The 17,869-nt window shown below is 68.1% G+C and carries 11 protein-coding genes; 1 reads left to right on the top strand and 10 read right to left on the bottom strand.

The genetic code is table 11. The annotated features are described in order from the left end of the window. The 8 genes from WS96_RS30465 to WS96_RS30430 form a co-directional block, all read right to left on the bottom strand. A complete protein-coding gene (locus tag WS96_RS30465) occupies positions 1-3,144 on the bottom strand; it encodes an efflux RND transporter permease subunit (RefSeq protein WP_059837546.1) in 3,144 nt (1,047 codons plus the stop codon). Positions 3,145-3,164: 20 nt separating this feature from the next. Continuing rightward, entirely contained in the window at positions 3,165-4,322 is a 1,158-nt protein-coding gene (locus WS96_RS30460; protein ID WP_059837544.1) for an efflux RND transporter periplasmic adaptor subunit, read from the bottom strand. 559 nt (positions 4,323-4,881) lie between these two features. Next, positions 4,882-5,346, bottom strand: a complete 465-nt coding sequence (locus tag WS96_RS30455) for a VirK family protein (RefSeq protein ID WP_059837542.1) — start codon at positions 5,344-5,346, stop codon at positions 4,882-4,884. An 81-nt stretch (positions 5,347-5,427) separates the two neighbouring features. Continuing rightward, positions 5,428-6,039, bottom strand: coding sequence for an ankyrin repeat domain-containing protein (locus WS96_RS30450; RefSeq protein ID WP_059837540.1), 612 nt, complete (start codon positions 6,037-6,039; stop codon positions 5,428-5,430). A 77-nt stretch (positions 6,040-6,116) separates the two neighbouring features. Then, entirely contained in the window at positions 6,117-7,652 is a 1,536-nt protein-coding gene (locus tag WS96_RS30445) for a catalase (RefSeq protein WP_059837539.1), read from the bottom strand. A 224-nt stretch (positions 7,653-7,876) separates the two neighbouring features. Next, a complete protein-coding gene (locus WS96_RS30440) occupies positions 7,877-9,364 on the bottom strand; it encodes an efflux transporter outer membrane subunit (protein ID WP_059837537.1) in 1,488 nt (495 codons plus the stop codon). A 13-nt stretch (positions 9,365-9,377) separates the two neighbouring features. Beyond that, positions 9,378-10,964: a DHA2 family efflux MFS transporter permease subunit gene (locus WS96_RS30435; protein WP_059837535.1), complete on the bottom strand. Its 1,587-nt coding sequence runs from the start codon at positions 10,962-10,964 to the stop codon at positions 9,378-9,380. After that, positions 10,957-12,081 (bottom strand): HlyD family secretion protein, encoded by a 1,125-nt coding sequence (locus WS96_RS30430; RefSeq protein WP_059837533.1) that lies wholly within the window; start codon positions 12,079-12,081, stop codon positions 10,957-10,959. Before WS96_RS30430 ends, WS96_RS30435 begins: the two co-directional genes overlap by 8 nt. A gap of 91 nt (positions 12,082-12,172) precedes the next feature. Here WS96_RS30430 and WS96_RS30425 point away from each other — a divergent pair, with 91 nt between their 5' ends. Beyond that, the gene (locus WS96_RS30425) at positions 12,173-13,006 is read left to right on the top strand and encodes a CerR family C-terminal domain-containing protein (protein ID WP_059837531.1); all 834 of its coding nucleotides are present in this window, start codon (positions 12,173-12,175) and stop codon (positions 13,004-13,006) included. A gap of 27 nt (positions 13,007-13,033) precedes the next feature. On the opposite strand, the gene WS96_RS30420 is transcribed toward WS96_RS30425, so the two are convergent. Next, positions 13,034-15,502 (bottom strand): mechanosensitive ion channel family protein, encoded by a 2,469-nt coding sequence (locus WS96_RS30420; protein ID WP_059837529.1) that lies wholly within the window; start codon positions 15,500-15,502, stop codon positions 13,034-13,036. 331 nt (positions 15,503-15,833) lie between these two features. Beyond that, the gene (locus WS96_RS30415) at positions 15,834-16,793 is read right to left on the bottom strand and encodes an LLM class oxidoreductase (RefSeq protein ID WP_059837527.1); all 960 of its coding nucleotides are present in this window, start codon (positions 16,791-16,793) and stop codon (positions 15,834-15,836) included. Positions 16,794-17,869: the final 1,076 nt, after the last annotated feature.

Below are 17,869 nucleotides of genomic sequence, written 5' to 3'. Positions count from 1 at the left end.
TCAACCTTCCTGTCCGTGAGTCGGGGCCGCCGGCTGTTTGCGGGAAGCCCGCCATGCGCCGATGCGCTCCTGGATGCTCATCACGAACACAAAGAAAACAGGGACGAAGAAAATGGCCAGCACCGTGGCGGTCACCATGCCGCCGAACACGCCGGTGCCGATCGCGTGCTGCGTCTCGGCGCTGGCGCCGGTCGCGATCATCAGCGGCACGACGCCGAGGCCGAATGCGAGCGAGGTCATCAGGATCGGGCGCAGGCGCAGCTTCGACGCCTGCACGGCTGCCTCGATCAATCCCTTGCCTTCCTCGCGCAATTGCTTCGCGAACTCGACGATCAGGATCGCGTTCTTCGCGGACAGGCCGATCACGGTGATCATCCCGACCTTGAAGAACACGTCGTTCGGCAAGCCGCGCAGCAGCACCGCACCGATCGCGCCGATCAGGCCGAGCGGCACCACCAGCATCACCGACAGCGGAATCGACCAGCTCTCGTACAGCGCGGCAAGCACGAGGAACACGACGATCATCGACAGCACCATCAGCATCGGCGCCTGCGACGCCGACTGGCGTTCCTGCAGCGACTGGCCGGTCCACTCGACCGCGAAGCCCGGCGGCAACTGCGCGGCGAGACGTTCCATCTCGGCCATCGCCGCACCGCTCGACTGGCCGGGAGCGGCGGTGCCCGAGATCCGCGCGGACGGGTAGCCCTTGAAGCGCACCATCTGCAGCGGCGTGTCGGCCCACACCGGGCGCACCACCTCGGACAGCGGCACCATGCCGCCGGCCGCGTTGCGCACGTACAGCTTCATCACGTTGTCGATCTGCATGCGCGCCGGCGCGTCGGCCTGGATGATCACCTGCTGCATGCGGCCGGCGTTCGGGAAGTCGTTCACGTAGGTGGAGCCCATCGCGGTCGACAGCGTGTCGCTGAGCGTCGCGAACGACACGCCGAGCGCCTGCGCCTTCGCGCGATCGATCTCGAGGCGGATGCTCGTGCCGGCGGGCAGGCTGTCCGGGTATACGCCGGTCACGACCTTGCTTTGCGCGGCGAGTTCGAGCAGCCTGGTTTCCGCGGCCTTGAGCGCGGCCGTGCCCTGGTTGGCGCGGTCTTCCAGGCGCATCGAGAAGCCCGAGCTGTTGCCGAGTTCGTCGATCGCAGGCGGCAGCAGGCTCATCACCGTGCCTTCGGTCACGCCGGCCATCGCCTGCTGCGCGAGCATGCCTTCCTCGAGCGTCGATGCGCCGCCGCGATTCTTCCAGTCCTTCATCACGGACCAGTTGATCGCCGCGTTCGGGCCCTGGCCCGAGATGCCGTAGCCGATCACGGAAATGCTCGACTGGATTGCCGGACGCGAAGCAAGATGCTTCTCCAGCGTCCTGACCACGTCGTGCGTGCGCTCGGCGGTCGCGTCCGCGGGCAGCAGAAAGCTGGTGATGAAGTAGCCCTGATCCTCGTCCGGCAGGAACGACGACGGCAGGCTGCGGAAGCCGAACACCAGCGCGCCCGCAATCGCGACGAACACCAGCATCACGCGGCCCGTGCGGCCGACCAGGCGGCCGACGCGCGTCTCGTACCATTTCGTCAGGCGATCGAAGCGGCGATTGAACCAGCCGAAGAAGCCGCGCTTCTCGTGATGGCCCGGCGCGAGCGGCTTGAGCATCGTCGCGCACAGGGCCGGCGTGAGCGTCAGCGCCAGCAGCGCGGAGAACAGGATCGACACGGCCATCGACAGCGTGAACTGCTTGTAGATCACGCCGACCGAGCCGCTTGCCATCGCCATCGGCAGGAACACCGCGGTCAGCACCAGCGTGATGCCGACGATCGCGCCCGTGATTTCCTTCATCGCCTTCGACGTCGCGTCCTTCGGCGACAGTCCTTCCTCCGCCATCAGGCGCTCGACGTTCTCGACGACGACGATCGCGTCGTCGACGATGATGCCGATCGCGAGCACCATGCCGAACATCGTCAGCACGTTGATCGAGAAGCCGGTCAGCAGCATCACCGAGAAGGTGCCGAGCATCGCGACCGGCGCGACGATGGCCGGGATCAGCGTATAGCGCACGTTCTGCAGGAACAGGTACATCACGAGGAACACGAGCACCATCGCCTCGAACAGCGTGGCCAGCACTTTCTCGATCGAGATCTTGACGAACGGCGACGTGTCGAGCGGGATCGAGTAGGTCATGCCCGACGGCATCGACTTGCTCAGTTCGGCCATGCGCGTGCGGATCGCGTCCGCCGTCTTCACGGCATTGGCGCCCGGCGCGAGCTGCACGCCGGCGAGCGTGGCCGGCCGGTTGTTCTCGCGGCTCACGAACATGTAGTTCTGCGAACCGAGTTCGACGCGCGCGACGTCGCCGAGCACGACCTTCGAGCCGTCCGCGTTCGCGCGCAGCACGACCTTCGCGAATTCCTCCGGCGTGGTGAGCTGGCCCTGCGCGGTGAGCGGCACGGTCACGCGCTGGCCCGGCAGCGCGGGCAGCGCACCCAGGCTGCCCGGCGCGATCTGCACGTTCTGCTGGCCGATCGCGGTCGTCAGATCGCTCATCGACAGACCGAAATTGATCAGCTTCTGAGGATCGACCCAGATGCGCATCGCGCGTTCGGAGCCGAACTGCAGCACACGCCCGACACCGTCGATGCGCCGCAATTCCTCGGACACGCTGCGCGCCATGTAGTCGGCGAGCGCGCCTTCGTCGAAGCGGCCGCTGTCGGAACGCAGGCCGATCAGCATCAGGAAGCCGGACGACGCGGATTCGACGATCAGCCCGTTCTGGCGCACGGCGGCAGGCAGGCGCGGCTCGATCGACTTGATCTTGTTCTGCACGTCGACCTGCGCCATCTCCGGATCGGTGCCGGGCTTGAACGTGACGGTGATCTGCGCGCTGCCGGACGTGTCGGCCGACGATTCGAAGTACAGCAGGTTCTTGACGCCGGACAGCTCGCGCTCGATGAGGCTCAGCACGCCGTCGTTCATCGTCTGGGGCGTGGCGCCCGGATAGTTCGCGGTGATCGTGACGGACGGCGGGGCGACCGACGGGTAGCGTGCGACCGGCAGCTGCGGAATCGCGATCAACCCCATCAGGATGATGAAGAGGGCGATCACCCACGCAAACACCGGGCGGCGGATAAAGAATTCAGCCATGACGGGAGGCTCCTCGTGACTCAGTGCGCGGACGCGGCGGCCGCATCAGGCGACTTCCAGTCGGTTGCGGCGGCCGGCGCGCCGTCGGTCAGGCGTTCCATGCCTTCGACGACGATCTTCTGGCCGGCCTGCAGGCCCGACTTGATGCGGTAGCTGCGGTTCGTGAGCTCGCCGACTTCGACGGCCTTCAGATGCGCGTTGCCCTTCGCGTCGAGCACCCATACCTGCGGCTTGCCGCCGGCGCGCACGACGGCCTGTTGCGGCACCATCACGGCGTTCGCGTAGTGGGCGCGCGGAATGCGGGCACGCACGTACATGCCCGGCAGCAACTGGCGCTTCGGGTTGTCGACCAGCACGCGCAGCAGCACGTCGCCGGTGCCCGGATCGACGTTGACGCCCGAAAACAGCATGCGGCCCTTGACGTCGTAGCGCGTGTCGTCGTCGCGCAGCACGTCGACCGGCAGGCCGTTGCCGTCGGACGCTTGCGGTTGAGCCGCGAGCGCGCCGCGCAACGCCTCGAGCGAGGCGGCCGGCTGACGCACGTCCACGTATACCTGGTCGATCTGCTGGATGCGCGCCATCGGCTGACTGTCGCCGCTCGACACCAGCGCGCCTTCGGTCACGAGCGCCTGGTCGATGCGGCCGGCGATCGGCGCTTCCACGGTTGCGAATTTCAGGTCGAGCTGGCGGCGCGCAAGCGTCGCGCGGGCCTGCGCGACGTCGGCCGCGGCCTGGTCGCGTTGCGATACGGCGTCGTCGTACACCTGGCGGCTGATCGCATCGGCCTCGACGAGCGGCTTGAAGCGTGCGGTCTGCACCTTCGCGCGTTCGAGTGCGGCCTGCGCGCGCTGCAGCGATGCGGCGGCCGTGTCCATCTCCGCCTTGAACGGCGCCGGGTTGATCTGGAACAGCGGCTGGCCCGGACGGACTTCGGTGCCTTGTTCGAACAGCCGGCGTTGCACGATGCCGCTCACCTGCGGCCGGATCTCGGCCACGCGCACGGCCGCGACGCGGCCCGGCAGGTCTTCGGTCACGTCGACGCGCGTGGCGGCCACGGTCATGGCCGCCACCGGTGTGGCCGGCGCGGCGGCCTGCTGTTCGGACGGCCCGCAACCCGCCAGCATTGCCACCACCAGCGCGCATACGGCGCCGTGGCAGCATCGTTTCTGATTCTTCATAGCGACTCCAGGAAGCGCAGGCAGCCCACTGCCTGCTTTGACGGACCGGAGTCTGACGCGCGTAGTTGGCGTCTTTGATGCGGAAAGATGGAGATTCGATGGAGGCGGCGAATGGCGCCGAAAAACGATGGCGGCGGGGGCGGACGACGCTTGGCGGCACGCTCGTTGGGGACGACGGGCCTGCCGGGTGCGCGGGTGCCCGACGTCGTGTCGACGTCGTGTGGCCGGCGGGGCGCGCGTGGATGCTGCCGAGAGCGGTGCGTGGCGACGAGCGCACCATTGGCCTTGGCCGATCGCTATCGCGATCCGGCGCAGGCATCGCGCGATATCGAAGCGGACCCGGCAGCGAATGGACTGCGCCTTTCGTCATGCGGTACGGGATCGACCATCCCGATCCGGAGCGGATCGCGTTCTATCGTCTGCCCGACGAGTTTTGTCGAATCGGAACGTGGACTCGGACGACGCACGGGTCGATTTTCCTGTTCCGTACGTCACCCGAATTCCGTAGTACTCCTCCTGTTTTCGTGCGAATTTCCGCATTCGCTACGAAGTCCCGGCGTCAGTCGCGATCCCGCCACGCGTATGCGAAACGAAGGCCGTCGCCGAGCGTGCACTGGAAAACCTGCGCAGGCGCGACGGGCTGGTACGTGGTGGGCGAAAGCGAGCGTACCGTCACCGTCGCGCTTTCGTCCTGCATCACGCGATACTGGATCAGCTCGAGTACGGTCGCGCCGCTCGGCTGGACGGTGAGGTGCTGGTTGGCGAACGCGAGCGTATTGCCGCCGACTTCCATGAAGTCGCGTATCGCGAAGCCGCCGGAGACGGTGGGCGCCGCTGCCTGGGTAGCCGCCTGCTGCGCGTGCTGGCACTGGTTCGGCGAAAAGATCGCGGTGACCGTCGCACCGGCAAAGAGCCGCGTGCGCAACTGACGATACGAATTGGCGCTGTCCGGTTGGGTGCTCGCGGCGGCGAGAGTGGTTGTCGCGCCGGCGGCAACCAGAACAATGGCGAAGCGATTCAGCATTTTCCTGTCTCCGTGCGATGAAACCAACGGCACGATAGCACGGTGCATCCGCATCGTTCAGACGGTCGATTCGTAGTCGCACTACCGTTTGGCGCCGGCATCCCGCAGTGCGTCCGCGGCATACGTGTTGTCGTGCGTCAGCGCGAGTTGCAGCAGCGATTGGCCGCGCCGGTCGACATGGTTCGGATTCGCGCCATGCGCGACGAGCAGCGGAATCAGCTCGAAGCGGTTGAACAGCGTCGCGAATCCGAGCGCGGTTTCGCCGGCGCCGTTCGTCTGGTCGATCGGGCAGTGCGTGTCGATCAGGCGCCGCGCGATGTCGGGTTCGTTCCTGAAGAGGGCGCCCATCAGCGCCGTATTGCCGTGACGATCGCCAATGCACGCATCGGCGCCGGCCGACAACAGGTAGTCGAGCGCCGCGGGCTGGCCGTCGTACGACGCGAGGATCACGGCCGTATAGCCGTGGCTGTCGGTGGCGTCGAGGGGATAGCCGGCGTCGTGCAACGCGCGCAGGATATCGACGCGGCCGACGCGCGCGGCGTCGAACCAGTCGTCGTCATAGCGGCGCAGCGCGGCAGGGTCGGCCTTGCCGTATGCCGGCCGCTCGGGCAGGTGCGCGCAACCGGCGAGCGCGGCCAGCGCGAGCGCCGCCGCGGCCGCGCGGATCGCGTGGGTGAAGCGTTCGGATCGCATGAGGATGTCCTGATGAGGTGGCCGGGCCGACGTGCGCGGTGCGAGCGCACACGTCGGCAGCGACCGTCGTCGCGGGATCAGTCGTCGCTCAGCTTCGCCGCGAGCGATTGCACTTGCTGGACGTTCGCGTGAACGGCCTGCGCGAGACGCGTGCCGTAATCGGCGTCGGCCTTGTAGAAGTACGACAGCATCGCGTACTGGTTGTGCGCGTTCTTCACCTGGCCGAGATCGCCGGACAGTGCGGTGACGAGGTCGTCCTTGTCCTGCTGCGACAGGCTACGGTAGTACTCGCCCGCCTGACGGAACGGCAGCTTCTTGCGGATCGCCTCCTGCTGCGTCGTGCCGCCGAGCGCCATGCGGACCGACTTGTACTGCGGATCCTGCGCGAGCTCGTTCAGCGTCGACGGTTCGTAATTCACCTCGCCCTTGCGGTCGCCGGCGTTCATCTTGCCGTCCTGGTTGTTGTTGACGACCGGCACGACCGGGCGGTTGATCGGCAGATCCATGTAGTTCGCACCGAGTCGGTACATTTGCGTGTCGGCGTACGCGAACAGGCGATCCTGCAGCATCCGGTCTTCGGACGGTTCGATGCCCGGCACGAGCCGCGACGGCGCGAACGCCGATTCCTCGGTCGACTGGAAATAGTTGTCGGGCACGCGGTTGAGCGTCATCGTGCCGATCTTGCGTTCAGGCACGCCGGTCCAGACCTTCGTATCGTCGAGCGCGTCGAAGTCGAAGCGGTTCAGGTCCTTCGGCGCGAGCACCTGCACGTACAGATCCCACTTCGGGAAATCGCCCTGTTTCAGCGCGCCGTACAGGTCGTTCGTCATCATGTTCCAGTCGCGGCCGATCGATGCGGGGATCTCCTGCGGGCGCAGGCCGTGCACGCCTTGCTGGCTCTTCCAGTGGAACTTCACGTAGTGCACGTCGCCCTGCGCATTGACGAACTTGAACGCGTGTACCGCGAAGCCGTCCATGCGGCGATACGAATCGGGCATGCCGGCGTCCGTATACAGCATCGTCAGCATGTGGGTCGCTTCGGGCGTGTGCGCGAAGAAGTCGAACGCGAGGTTCGGATCCTGCACGCCGGTCACCGCGCTCGGTTTGTTCGCGTGCACGAAGTCGGGGAACTTGATGCCGTCGCGAATGAAGAACACCGGCCAGTTGATGCCGACCATGTCCCAGTTGCCCTGCTGCGTATAGAACTTCACCGCGAAGCCGCGCGGGTCTCGCGCCTGCTCGGGCGAGCCGCGATAGCCCATCACGGTGGAGAAGCGCACGAACACGGGCGTGCGGGTGCCGGGCGTGAAGACCTTCGCTTTCGTCAGATCGGAGATGTCGGCGCTCGGCACGAACTCGCCGAATGCGCCGGTGCCGCGTGCATGCACGACGCGTTCCGGAATGCGCTCGCGATCGAAGCGCTGCAGTTTCTCGATGAGTGCGGAGTCCTGCAGCAGCACCGGGCCGGCAGGGCCGGCCGTTTGCGAATTCTGGTTGTCGCCCACGGGCGCGCCGGTGTCGCGCGTGAGTTCGGCGGCATGCGGAGCAGCGGAGAGCGCCACGCAGATCGCGGCGACTGCGTGCCGCAGCACGCGATGGGAAGATGAGGACATGACGATGGAACTCCTTGAATCCGATCGGTGGTGGGGAAGCCGACTGAATTAGAAGAGATCGTCAGACGATTGGCTAATTGATATTCGATATGTTTTCGATAGCCGTGGGGGCGATGCAGCGCGAACCGTCCGTTGCGTACGAAACGAAACCGTATCGTTGCGCGCGCAAGGAGTCGTTGCGGCGCGCATGATGCATCGGCCGTGCATGATTTCTGGCGGCGCCGTCAACCGGCGCTCGTTTGCCACCCGAGCCCGAGGCTCTTTTGTATCGACACGTAGTTCTTGATCAGTTCGGCTTGCCCGGCGATCACGTTCTGCTGCGCGGACAGCGCTTCGCGTTGCGTATCGAGCAGGTCGATCATCGACGCGACGCCCGCGCGATAGCGCTGGTCCATCAGCGCGCGCGAATGCACGGCCGACGTCTGCACCTTCGTCAACGCGACGACGTGCTCGCGCTGATGCCCGTAACGCTGCAGCGCGGTGTTGGCATCCTGTAATGCGCCGAGCACGGCCTTCTGATAATTCGCTTCCGCTTCGTCGCGCGACGCTTCGGCCGCGCGTACCGCGCCGCGCGTGCGTCCGAAGTCGAGAATGTTCCATTGCAGGTACGGCGCACCGATCCACGTGAAATTCTGCTTGCGGAACAGGTGGCCGGGGTCGGTCGCGCTGAAACCGAGATCGCCGAGCAACGTCACTTTCGGGAAATAGTCGGCGATGTGCTCGCCGATCTGCGCATGACTCGACGCGAGCCGGCGTTCGGCCGCGCGGATGTCGGGGCGCTGTTTCAGCAACGTGGCCGGATCGCCGATCGCGACGCTGCCGGGTAGCGTCGGCAACGCCGCGTCCGGGGTCGACAGCACGGCGTCGAGCGCGCCCGGCGCGCGGCCCGTCAGGATCGCGAGGCGGTCGAGCGATTCGGTCACCTGCGCATCGAGCGGGATCAGCGACGCGCGCGTGTTTTCGACCTGCGTCGTCAGCCGCTCGATGTCCGCATCGGCCGCGACGCCGCGCGCGCGGCGCTGCTGCGTGAGTTCGAGCATCTGCTGCTGCAATTGTGCCGTGCGCCGCGACAACGCAAGCCGTTGCTGCTGGTCGCGCAGGTCGACATACGCATTCGCGACTTCGGCCGCGATCGACACCTGCGTGTCGGCGAGATCGGCATCGACGGCTTCGGCCTGCGCGGAAGCGGCTTCGACCGCGCGGCGCGTGCCGCCGAACAAGTCGATTTCCCAGGTCGCGTCGAAGCCTGCCGAATAGAGTTGCAGCGGCCCCGTGCCGCCGAGCGACGGCGACGTGTCGCCCGACTGGCCCGAGCCGTTCGACGGCAGCAGCGAGCCGAGCGCGCCGACGTCCGGCTCGCGCATGCGGATGGCCGCGACGGTGGCCGACGATTTCGGCATCTGCGCCGCGCGCTGCTGCGAGAGCTGCGCGCGCGCCGCGCGCAAGCGTGCCTGCGCGGCGTGCAGATCGGGGTTGTACACGAGCGCCGCGGTGATCAGCTCGTCGAGCTGGCGATCGTTCAGCGCGTGCCACCACGCGCTCGGCGCGGGCGCGGCAGTGTCGACGCCGGTGGCCGGCGCACGCACGAAGGTCGGTGCATCGGGTGCGGCGGGCGCGCCGCGGTAGTCGGGGCCGACCGTGCAGCCGGCGAGCAGGCACGCGGCCGCGCACAGAGTGAGCGCGGGGCGGCGGGGCAGGGAGAAGGGTTTCATCGCGTATGACGGGTCAATGGCCGGACGACATCGGTTGCGGCCCGCGCGGCGTTCTCAGCAGCAGCGCGAGCGGCACGCAGGCGAGCAGCGCGAGGCCCAGCAGATAGAAGGTTTCGGAATAGGTCATCACGACGGCCTGGATCTGGATCTGCTGCGCCAGTTGGCCGAGCGCGCGCATGTTCGAATACGCGAGATCGCCGGTGTGCGCGAACCAGTTGGCCGCATAGGCCGACAGTCGATCCTGACCGATCGGCGAGTTCGCGCTCACCGATTCGCGCAGCGCGGCCGTATGGAAGGTCGTGCGCCGATCGATCACGGTGCCGATGATCGCGAGCCCGATCGAGCCGCCGAGATTGCGCGCCATGTTGTAGAGCCCGGCCGCATCGCCCGAGTCTTCGCGCGCGACGGCCGCCATCGACGCCTGGTTGAGCGGCATCATCGCGAGCATCTGCGCGAGGCCGCGGATCAGTTGCGACCACACGAAATCGTGGCCGACGCTCTGCGCGGTCAGGCCGATGTCGAGCATGCAGCTCAGGCAGAACAGCAGCAGCCCCGTGATCACGAGAATGCGGAAATCGACCTTGCCGAGCAGACGCGGAAGGATCGGCATCACGAGAAAGGCCGGCAGCCCCGACAGCAGCATGATCGCGCCGGCCTGTTCCGCGTTGTAGCCGGCGACGATCGCGAGGAACTGCGGCAGCAGGTAGGACACGCCATACAGCCCGGCGCCGACCGCGGACACGATCACGATCACGCTCGCGTAGCGCGGGTTGCGCATCAGCGACAGCCGCATGATCGGCCGTTTCGCGAAGCGCTGCGACAACGCGATCAGGATCATCCCGACCAACGACACGATGCTCAGCGTGACGATCATCTGCGATTCGAACCAGCGTTCGCGCTGGCCTTCCTCGAGCACGACGGTCAGCGAGCTCAGGCCGATCGCGAGGCCGAGGATGCCGAGCCAGTCCGCGTTGAAGAACGCACTCCATTGCGGGCGGTCCGACGGCAGGCCGAACACCAGCAGCGCCATCAGCAGCAGGCAGACGGGCAGGTTCAGGAAGAAGCACCAGCTCCAGCTCACGTTCTCCGCGAGCCAGCCGCCGAGCACGGGGCCGAACAGCGGCCCGAGCAGCACGATCAGGCCGAACATCGTCATCCCGACCGGCAACTGCGACAGCGGCAGGCGCGTGCGGATGATCGTCTGCGCGGTCGGGATCAGCGCGCCGCCGGTGAAGCCCTGGCCGATCCGGCCGGCGATCATCATCGGCAGCGAATGCGACCAGCCGCACATCATCGAGAACGCGATGAACAGCGCGGAGTTCGTCAGCAGGAAATTGCGCAGCCCGAACACGCGCGTGAGCCATGCGGCGAGCGGGATCATCACGATTTCCGACATCAGGTAGCCGGTCGAGATCCACGTGCCTTCGGTGCCGGTCGCGCCGATTTCGCCCTGGATCTGCGGCAGCGCGGAGTTCGTAATCGAGATGTCGAGCGTCGCCATCAGCGCGCCGAGCGCACCGGCCGCGACCGCGATCCAGTCGGTCACGCTCGCGCGGCCTTCGTGCGGCGGCGTGGGTATCGTGGCGGGCGTATCAGCCATGATGCTGCTCGTCGCGGGCCGAGCGCGTATCGACGTCGACCGTCACCGACAGCCCGGGCAACAGCATGCGTTGCGCGCGGGCATTCGCGGCGAGACGGATGCGCACGGGCACGCGCTGGACGATCTTCGTGAAATTGCCGGTCGCGTTCTCGGGCGGCAGCAGCGCGAACTGCGCGCCGGTGCCGGGCGCGAAGCTGTCGACGACGCCGGACAGCGGGCCGTCCGGCAGCGCGTCGACATGCAGCTCGACGGGCTGGCCGACGCGCATGTTGCCGATCTGCGTTTCCTTGAAGTTCGCGACGAGATAGATCGAGTCGACCGGCACGACGGTCAGCAGGCGCGTGCCGGGCTGCACGTATTGCCCGACGCGCACCGTGCGGTCGCCGACGCGGCCTGCGAGCGTGCTGCGCACGATCGTGTTGTCGAGGTCGAGCTGCGCCTGGGCGGCGCTGGCCTGCGCGGCCTCGAGCTGCGCCCGTGCCTGCTGGAGCTGCGCGGTGAACGACGCGATCTGCGTGCGGGCGGCGGCGATCGACGCGTTGTTCGCGGCGAGCGTCGCGCGCGCCTGATCGCGCGTGCTTTTCAGGTCGGCCACGCGTTCGTGCGTTTCGGCGCCGGTCGCCGCGAGCGGCGCATAGCGCGTGTACTCGTCGCTCGCGTGCTGCGCGTTGATCCGCGACACCTTCGCCTGCGCGTCGGCCTGTTCGAGATTCGCGCGCTGCTGGCTGATGTCGGCTTCGGCGCGCGCGATATCGGCGCGGCGGGCGTCGACGGTCGCCAGCGCCTGCGCGAGCGCCACCTGGTACTGGCGGACGTCGAGCCGCACGAGCGGATCGCCGGCCTTGACGGGCTGGTTGTCGCGCACGTAGACGTCGGTCACGTAGCCGGCGACCTTCGGCGCGGCAGTCATGCTGTCCGCCTGCAGGTACGCATCGTTGGTGCTCTCGATGAAGCGGCCGACCGTCCACCAGCGGCCGAGCCACACCGCGCCGCCGACGGCCGCGAGCACGGCGACCGCGAGCAGGATGCGCCGCTTCGTTCCGCCGTTGCCGTTGCGCGGCGTTGTTCCGTTTTCCTGACGATCTGCTTTCTGTGGCGGGTCTTGTGGCGTCGACATGCGGGATCCAATTTATTCCAAGTGGAAGAATTATTCCAGTTGATAAAATTGTGTCAAGTAGAATGTCGATCGATCGAATGACGAGGAAGGCATGAACGAAGCGAAGAAGCTGCGCCGCACGTCGGCGGGCGGCTACGCACGCGGCGACGAAACGCGCCAGCGGATCATCGAGGCGGCGATCGAACTGTTCGGCGAGCGCGGGTTCGCGGGCGCGTCGACGCGCGAGATCGCCGCGAGGGCGGGCGTGAACGCGCCGGCGCTCCAGTACTACTTCGAGAACAAGGAAGGCGTGTACCGCGCGTGCGTCGAGACGATCGCCGAGAGCGGCTGGCAGGTGTTCGCGCCGGCGGTCGGCCATGCGCGGGCGATGCTCGACGCCGACGCGAGCGTCGACGAACTGATCGATGCGTTCATCGGGCTGCTGCGTGCGTTGTCGGACCGGATGTTCACCGCGCCGAAGACGATGAACCAGCGGATGTTCTTCGCACGCGAGCAGGGCGGCCAGGAACCGGCGAGCGCGAGCGAAATCCTGATGACGCGCATGCGCAAGCCGCTGAACGACGTGTGCGCCGAGCTGATCGGCCGCATCACGGGGCGGCCGGCCGACGATTCCGTCACGCGGTTGCGCGCGCTGAGCCTGTTCGGGCAGCTCACGGTGTTCCACATCGCGCAGCGTTCGGCGCTGCAGTTGCTCGAATGGGACGCTTTCGACGGCGAGCGCGCGGCGCTCGTGACCGAAACGATCGCCGACCAGACGCGCGTGCTGCTCGAGCAATGGCATGCGCAGCGCGATGCGGGGGCCGTCGATGCGCAATCCGCGCCGAAGCGCGGGCAGGGTGCCGCGGCGAAACGCGCGGCGAAGCCGCGGGCGGCGCCTCCCGCCGCGAAAAGCACGGCCCGCGTGAAGAAGCCTGCCGCGCGTTGAGCGCGACGGATCACTTGCTCCCGACGATCAACCCGGCTTGTGCTCGGCCGCGTCGGGCGCCGGCGGCCGGGCTGCCGTATCGGCGGCGTTCGGCGTGTCGGCGCGCAGGTCGTTTTCGTCGTGGCCGACCGGCTGCGATCCGTCCGCATAGGCCACGACGCTGCGCTGCGGATTGGCGATCCGGATTCCGCGTTCGCGGAACGTCTGCGCGATCCGCCGGTTGAATTCGCGCTGCACGCTCCAGCGCGCCGAGTCCGTGCATTGCATCTGTCCGGCCAGCGCGAGCGCCGCGCCGTCGACCTGGTCGATGCCCCAGTAGCTGAAGTCCGACAGAATGCCGTCGTGGTACTTCGGGTCGTCGCGCAACGCGGCGCCGATTTCCTTCAGCGTCGCGATCGCGCGGTCGATGTCCTCGTCGTACGCGATGCTGACCTTGACCGCCGCGTTGCCGAGCCCTCGATTCGTATTGTTGACGGTCGTCACCGAGCTGAACGGGATCGTGTACAGCGACCCGTCGCCGGCGCGCAGCCGCACGGTGCGGATCGACAGGTATTCGACCGTCCCCGACACGCCGGCGAGCGTGACCCAGTCGCCGACCTGCATCGCGTTTTCCATCAGCAGGAAGATCCCGGTGATGAAATCCTGCACGAGCTTCTGCGAGCCGAAACCGAGCGCGACGCCGAAGATGCTGGCGCCGGCCAGCAGCGGACCGACGTTCACGCCGAGTTCGCTGAGGCCCGTCAGCACGACGACGAGCGCGATCATCACGAACAGCAGCGAGCGCAGCATCGGCAGCAGCGTGCGCAGCCGCGCGGCCCGCACCAGGTTGCCTTCGCGCGTCCAGCGTTGCAGGCGGCGCTCGATCGCGATGTTGGCCGCTTCCCACACGACGAGCGCGACGATCGCCGCGATCGCGATCGTCACCAGCGCGGAGGCGAGCCGGTGGCCGATCGTGCCCGTCTCGAACGCGCGGAAGATCGGCACGCCCCAGATCTGCAGCAGCAGCAGGAGCGTCACGATGCCGAGCGCGCCCGACACGATCCGGCGCAGCAGCGGGTAGTAGCGGTACGCGTGCAGATGAACGAGCGTGCGGTCGTCCTCGCGGCGCTGGAACAGCCGCGCGAGCGCGCCGAACACGACGATCGACACCATCCGCATCGCGATCATCGCGGCGATCGAGCGGCCGCCGAGCGTGATCAGCACGCGGTAGCCGTTGTGGACGTCGAGCGCCCACACGAACCACAGCGCCATCACGATGAAGACCGAGACGGGCGCCCATGCGTCGGCGAGCGCGTTGCCGACGACCGTGAAGGTCGGACGATCCGCGCCGGCGGCACGGATCCGTGCCGCGACCGGCCGGCGACACCGCAGGATCAGCACCGAGATCATCACGTGCCCGACGAGCGCGACGGCCTTCAGCAGCGCGACATGCCCGGCTTCGGTCAGGCCGAAGTTCGCGGCGATCTCGACGGCCGCCGTGCACGCGCCGACCACGATCACGATCCGCGCGATCGAGCGTTGCGCGAACCCGGCCCATGCATCGCTGATATGCAGCAGCCGCAACTGCCGCGCGTCGGGCTGGAAGAACAGCCGGCTGACGATCGTGACGAGCCGGCAAATCACGTAGGTGTCGATCAATGCTTCGAGCGCGGATTCGATCGGCGTATCTGTCTCGACGAGCAGCGACATCGTCAGGCTCGCGACGCCGACGAACACGAGCAGCGGCACCGCGCGCAGCGCGAGACTGACGAGCGCGCGCGGCATCCGGTGCAGCAGCGTGGTGTGTCGGCGCGCCTGGCCCCGGCTTGGGGAGGGCGAGGGCGCGGTGTCCGCAGCGTCGGCGGCTGCGGCGTCGGGCGGGGGGGACGTGTCGGACGGCGGCGCGCGATCCTCGTCCGATGCGGCGGAATCGGGCGCGGAGCCGCGCGATGCATCGGCGCGGCGCGCGGCCACCGTCGCCAGCGCGCGTCGCAGCAGCCGCTTCGCGAGCCATTCGACGACGAGCGCAGGCAGAAGCACCGCGAGGAGGATCCCGAGCGTGCGTGTCAGATCCGCACGCTGGTCGGCGCGCGCGAGCTTGTCGTGCCACCAGCTTCCCACCGAACCGATGTCGAGCAGCGAGCGCAGCGATTCCTGCAGCGCGTTGCCGATCTGCGCGGCCCAGCGCGATCCCTGGCGGACGAGCATCGATGCGAGCCCGTTCGACGTGAGCGCCGCCGGCGCCGCGGCAGCCGATGCGCCGCTGGCCGCGGACGCCGCGCTTGCCGGTACGGCGGGCGCGCTCAATGCGCCGACGGCCGCGATGGCGCGCAGCGTCGTTTCGACCTGCGCGCGCTCGCGCGGGTTTTCGAGCACATTCAGTGCCTGCCGCGCCTCTTGCGGTGTCAGCGCGGGCGCGGCGTCGGAGGTGGCCGACGCGGCGGCCGGGGCAGGAGCGGCCGCGTGGGCGGCCGAGACGACGGCGGCGAGCAGCCAGCCGAGGAGGATATGGCGCATGGCGTGGGCATGCGGGTGCGTCTCGTCACGCGGCCCGCGAGGCTGAATGATGGACGGAAGTTAACATGATCGCGATCGGAACCGAATAGTTCCGTCGCCGGCTATTCGATCGGGCATGAACGAGGCGGCGCGGGCGTTGGCGGGGCAGGTGCGCAAGCCGTGTGCCGGCTGCCGGCCGTCCGATATCGGCGGGAACGTCCTGCTTGCGTGGCCGTAAGGCGTCTGTAACGCGTGCATGCCGGTGCCGATCGGCGATGCGCCGCTGCGCGGGCGTTCGTCCGGCCACGACCGACGCTTGCACCGCATCATATGAATTGGGATTCCTGATGAATCATGCTGGCTCGTCGTGAAATACCGGCAAGACATGCTCGGCGATTTCCTCGATGACGTCGCGCACGGGTCGGTCCGATCCAGGGTTCAGCGTGACGTGGTGCGTCCCCGCCGCACGCATCTCATGCAGGATGTCGACCAGCGCGCGCCGTCCGGTCGCATAGCCGAGCGGCAGCGCGGTGGCCGGCGTATCGGGATGCGCGGCGAGATCGAGCCGCATCGATACGCCGAATGCGCGAAATTCCGGCGACCCGAGCCGGTCGACCGCCGCGCGCCACATCGAATAGCGGGCACGCTGCGTATCCGGATCGCGGTGATACGTCATCCAGCCGATCGCATGCCGGGCGATCCAGTCGACGCTCTGTCCGCCCGAGCCGACCGCGAGCATCGGCACCGCGTCGCCGCCGCGCGGCAGCAGCGTGAATTCGGGCGCATCGGGCGGCGCGTGGTCGGGCAGCACGCGCGACGGCACGTCGAGCGCGGCCGCGACGACTTCCCAGTGCGCGCGATAGCGGTCGCGCCGGGTGTCCGCGTCGACGCCGAACGCCGCATATTCGGGCGGCCGGTCGCCCGAGCCGAGCCCGAGGATGAAGCGCCCGCCCGACAGCGTCGCGACCGACAGCGCGCCTTTCGCGATATGCAGCGGATGACGCAGCGGCAGCACGATCGCGCCGCTGGCGAGCGCGATCCGGCGGGTGCGCGACGCCAGCGCGCCGAGCAGTACCCACGGGTCGAGGTGACCGACCGGGTCGGGATAGTCGGCGCTGTTCAGCGGCACGTCGCGAATCCACAGCGCGCGAAAGCCGAGCGAATCGGCCAGCGCCGCGAGTTCGAGCTGTTCGTTGAAGTCCGCGACGATGCGGCCGCTGCGAAGCAGCGGAAGCGTGAGGCCGATCGACAGCCGTCCGGCCGAGAAGACACGATGCGCGATGTCGGGGCGGGCGGGAGTGGAGGTGGTCATGGTGAATCCTTGGCGGCGACGCAGCGGGAACGCGCGGCGTTCAGTGACCGAATGCTAGCGTGTTTGCGCGATGCACGAGCGGGACGGCCAGGCCTCGCGCTACCCGACCCGCAGCGTCGCGCCCTGCGGCGCGAGCCGCGGGCGTGACGCCACGCCCTGCGGCGCGCGGCCGTCGCGACCGCAGCGGCAGGCCGGCGTGCGGGAGCCGATATCGAACCGGTGCTTCGTATCGGACATGCGGCGCGTGCGGGTTCCAGCCGGCGCCGGTGGCGGGGCGGAAACGGGCGAGGCCGGCCGCTCGCGTCCGATCGCGACGCCGGCCGCGGGGCGATTGTCAGGGCGCCGGCCGCGGCGCACGGCGACGACGCGACGATGCCGGCGACGCGTTTCAGTTTCGAAACGTTCGCGCTTCCCGACGGGGCGCGATGCCTGCCCGCGGCCCGCGAGGCCTTGCGGCATGAAGCATGGTGCGCTCCTTGCATGGTTGTATGGGCCGTGAGTGCGATCGCGGGTGCAGTCGGCTCGGCAATCGCTTCAGTGGGTCGGACATATCGAAGACGGGGACAAGAGAATGAAAAAAGACCGAAACGCAACGTGTCGTGTTGCAAACATGAATCGCCGACCTGCCAGGGTATTCGCTTCGCCGTCGATTGCGGCGACGTGAGCGAGCGGCTTTCCGTTCCATCCGGGTAATCGGGTTCGTTCCGAACGACGGCGTGCATGCGTGACGCACGCGTCCGACCGGTGCCGGTCGGCCGTCGGGGGCGAACCGCGTGCAGGCGGATGGCCCCGGCCCGGATCCCGGAATCGTCATGCCTTGGCGCAACGCACGTCGTCGCGCGACGCATGCGTTTGCATGCCGCGCATTGCGCCGGCATGACGAGCGCATCGAACGGGATCGGGTCGGGAAAGCCGGCGACGCGCCGACGTGCGCGATCGGGCGGAACACGCGGAGTCCAGGGGAGCGTCCGTCGATCGCGGCATGACGGACGTCGCGACATTGTGCTGTCAGTTGATCCACTACCCCGATGGATCAATTGTTGAAGCGCCCGTCGCCGAGCGGCGACGGGCGTCTT

Source organism: Burkholderia sp. MSMB1835, assembly GCF_001526365.1.
Taxonomy (GTDB): domain Bacteria; phylum Pseudomonadota; class Gammaproteobacteria; order Burkholderiales; family Burkholderiaceae; genus Burkholderia.
Note: the sequence above shows the minus strand (reverse complement) of the source record. Positions and strands in the feature narration are given on the sequence as shown.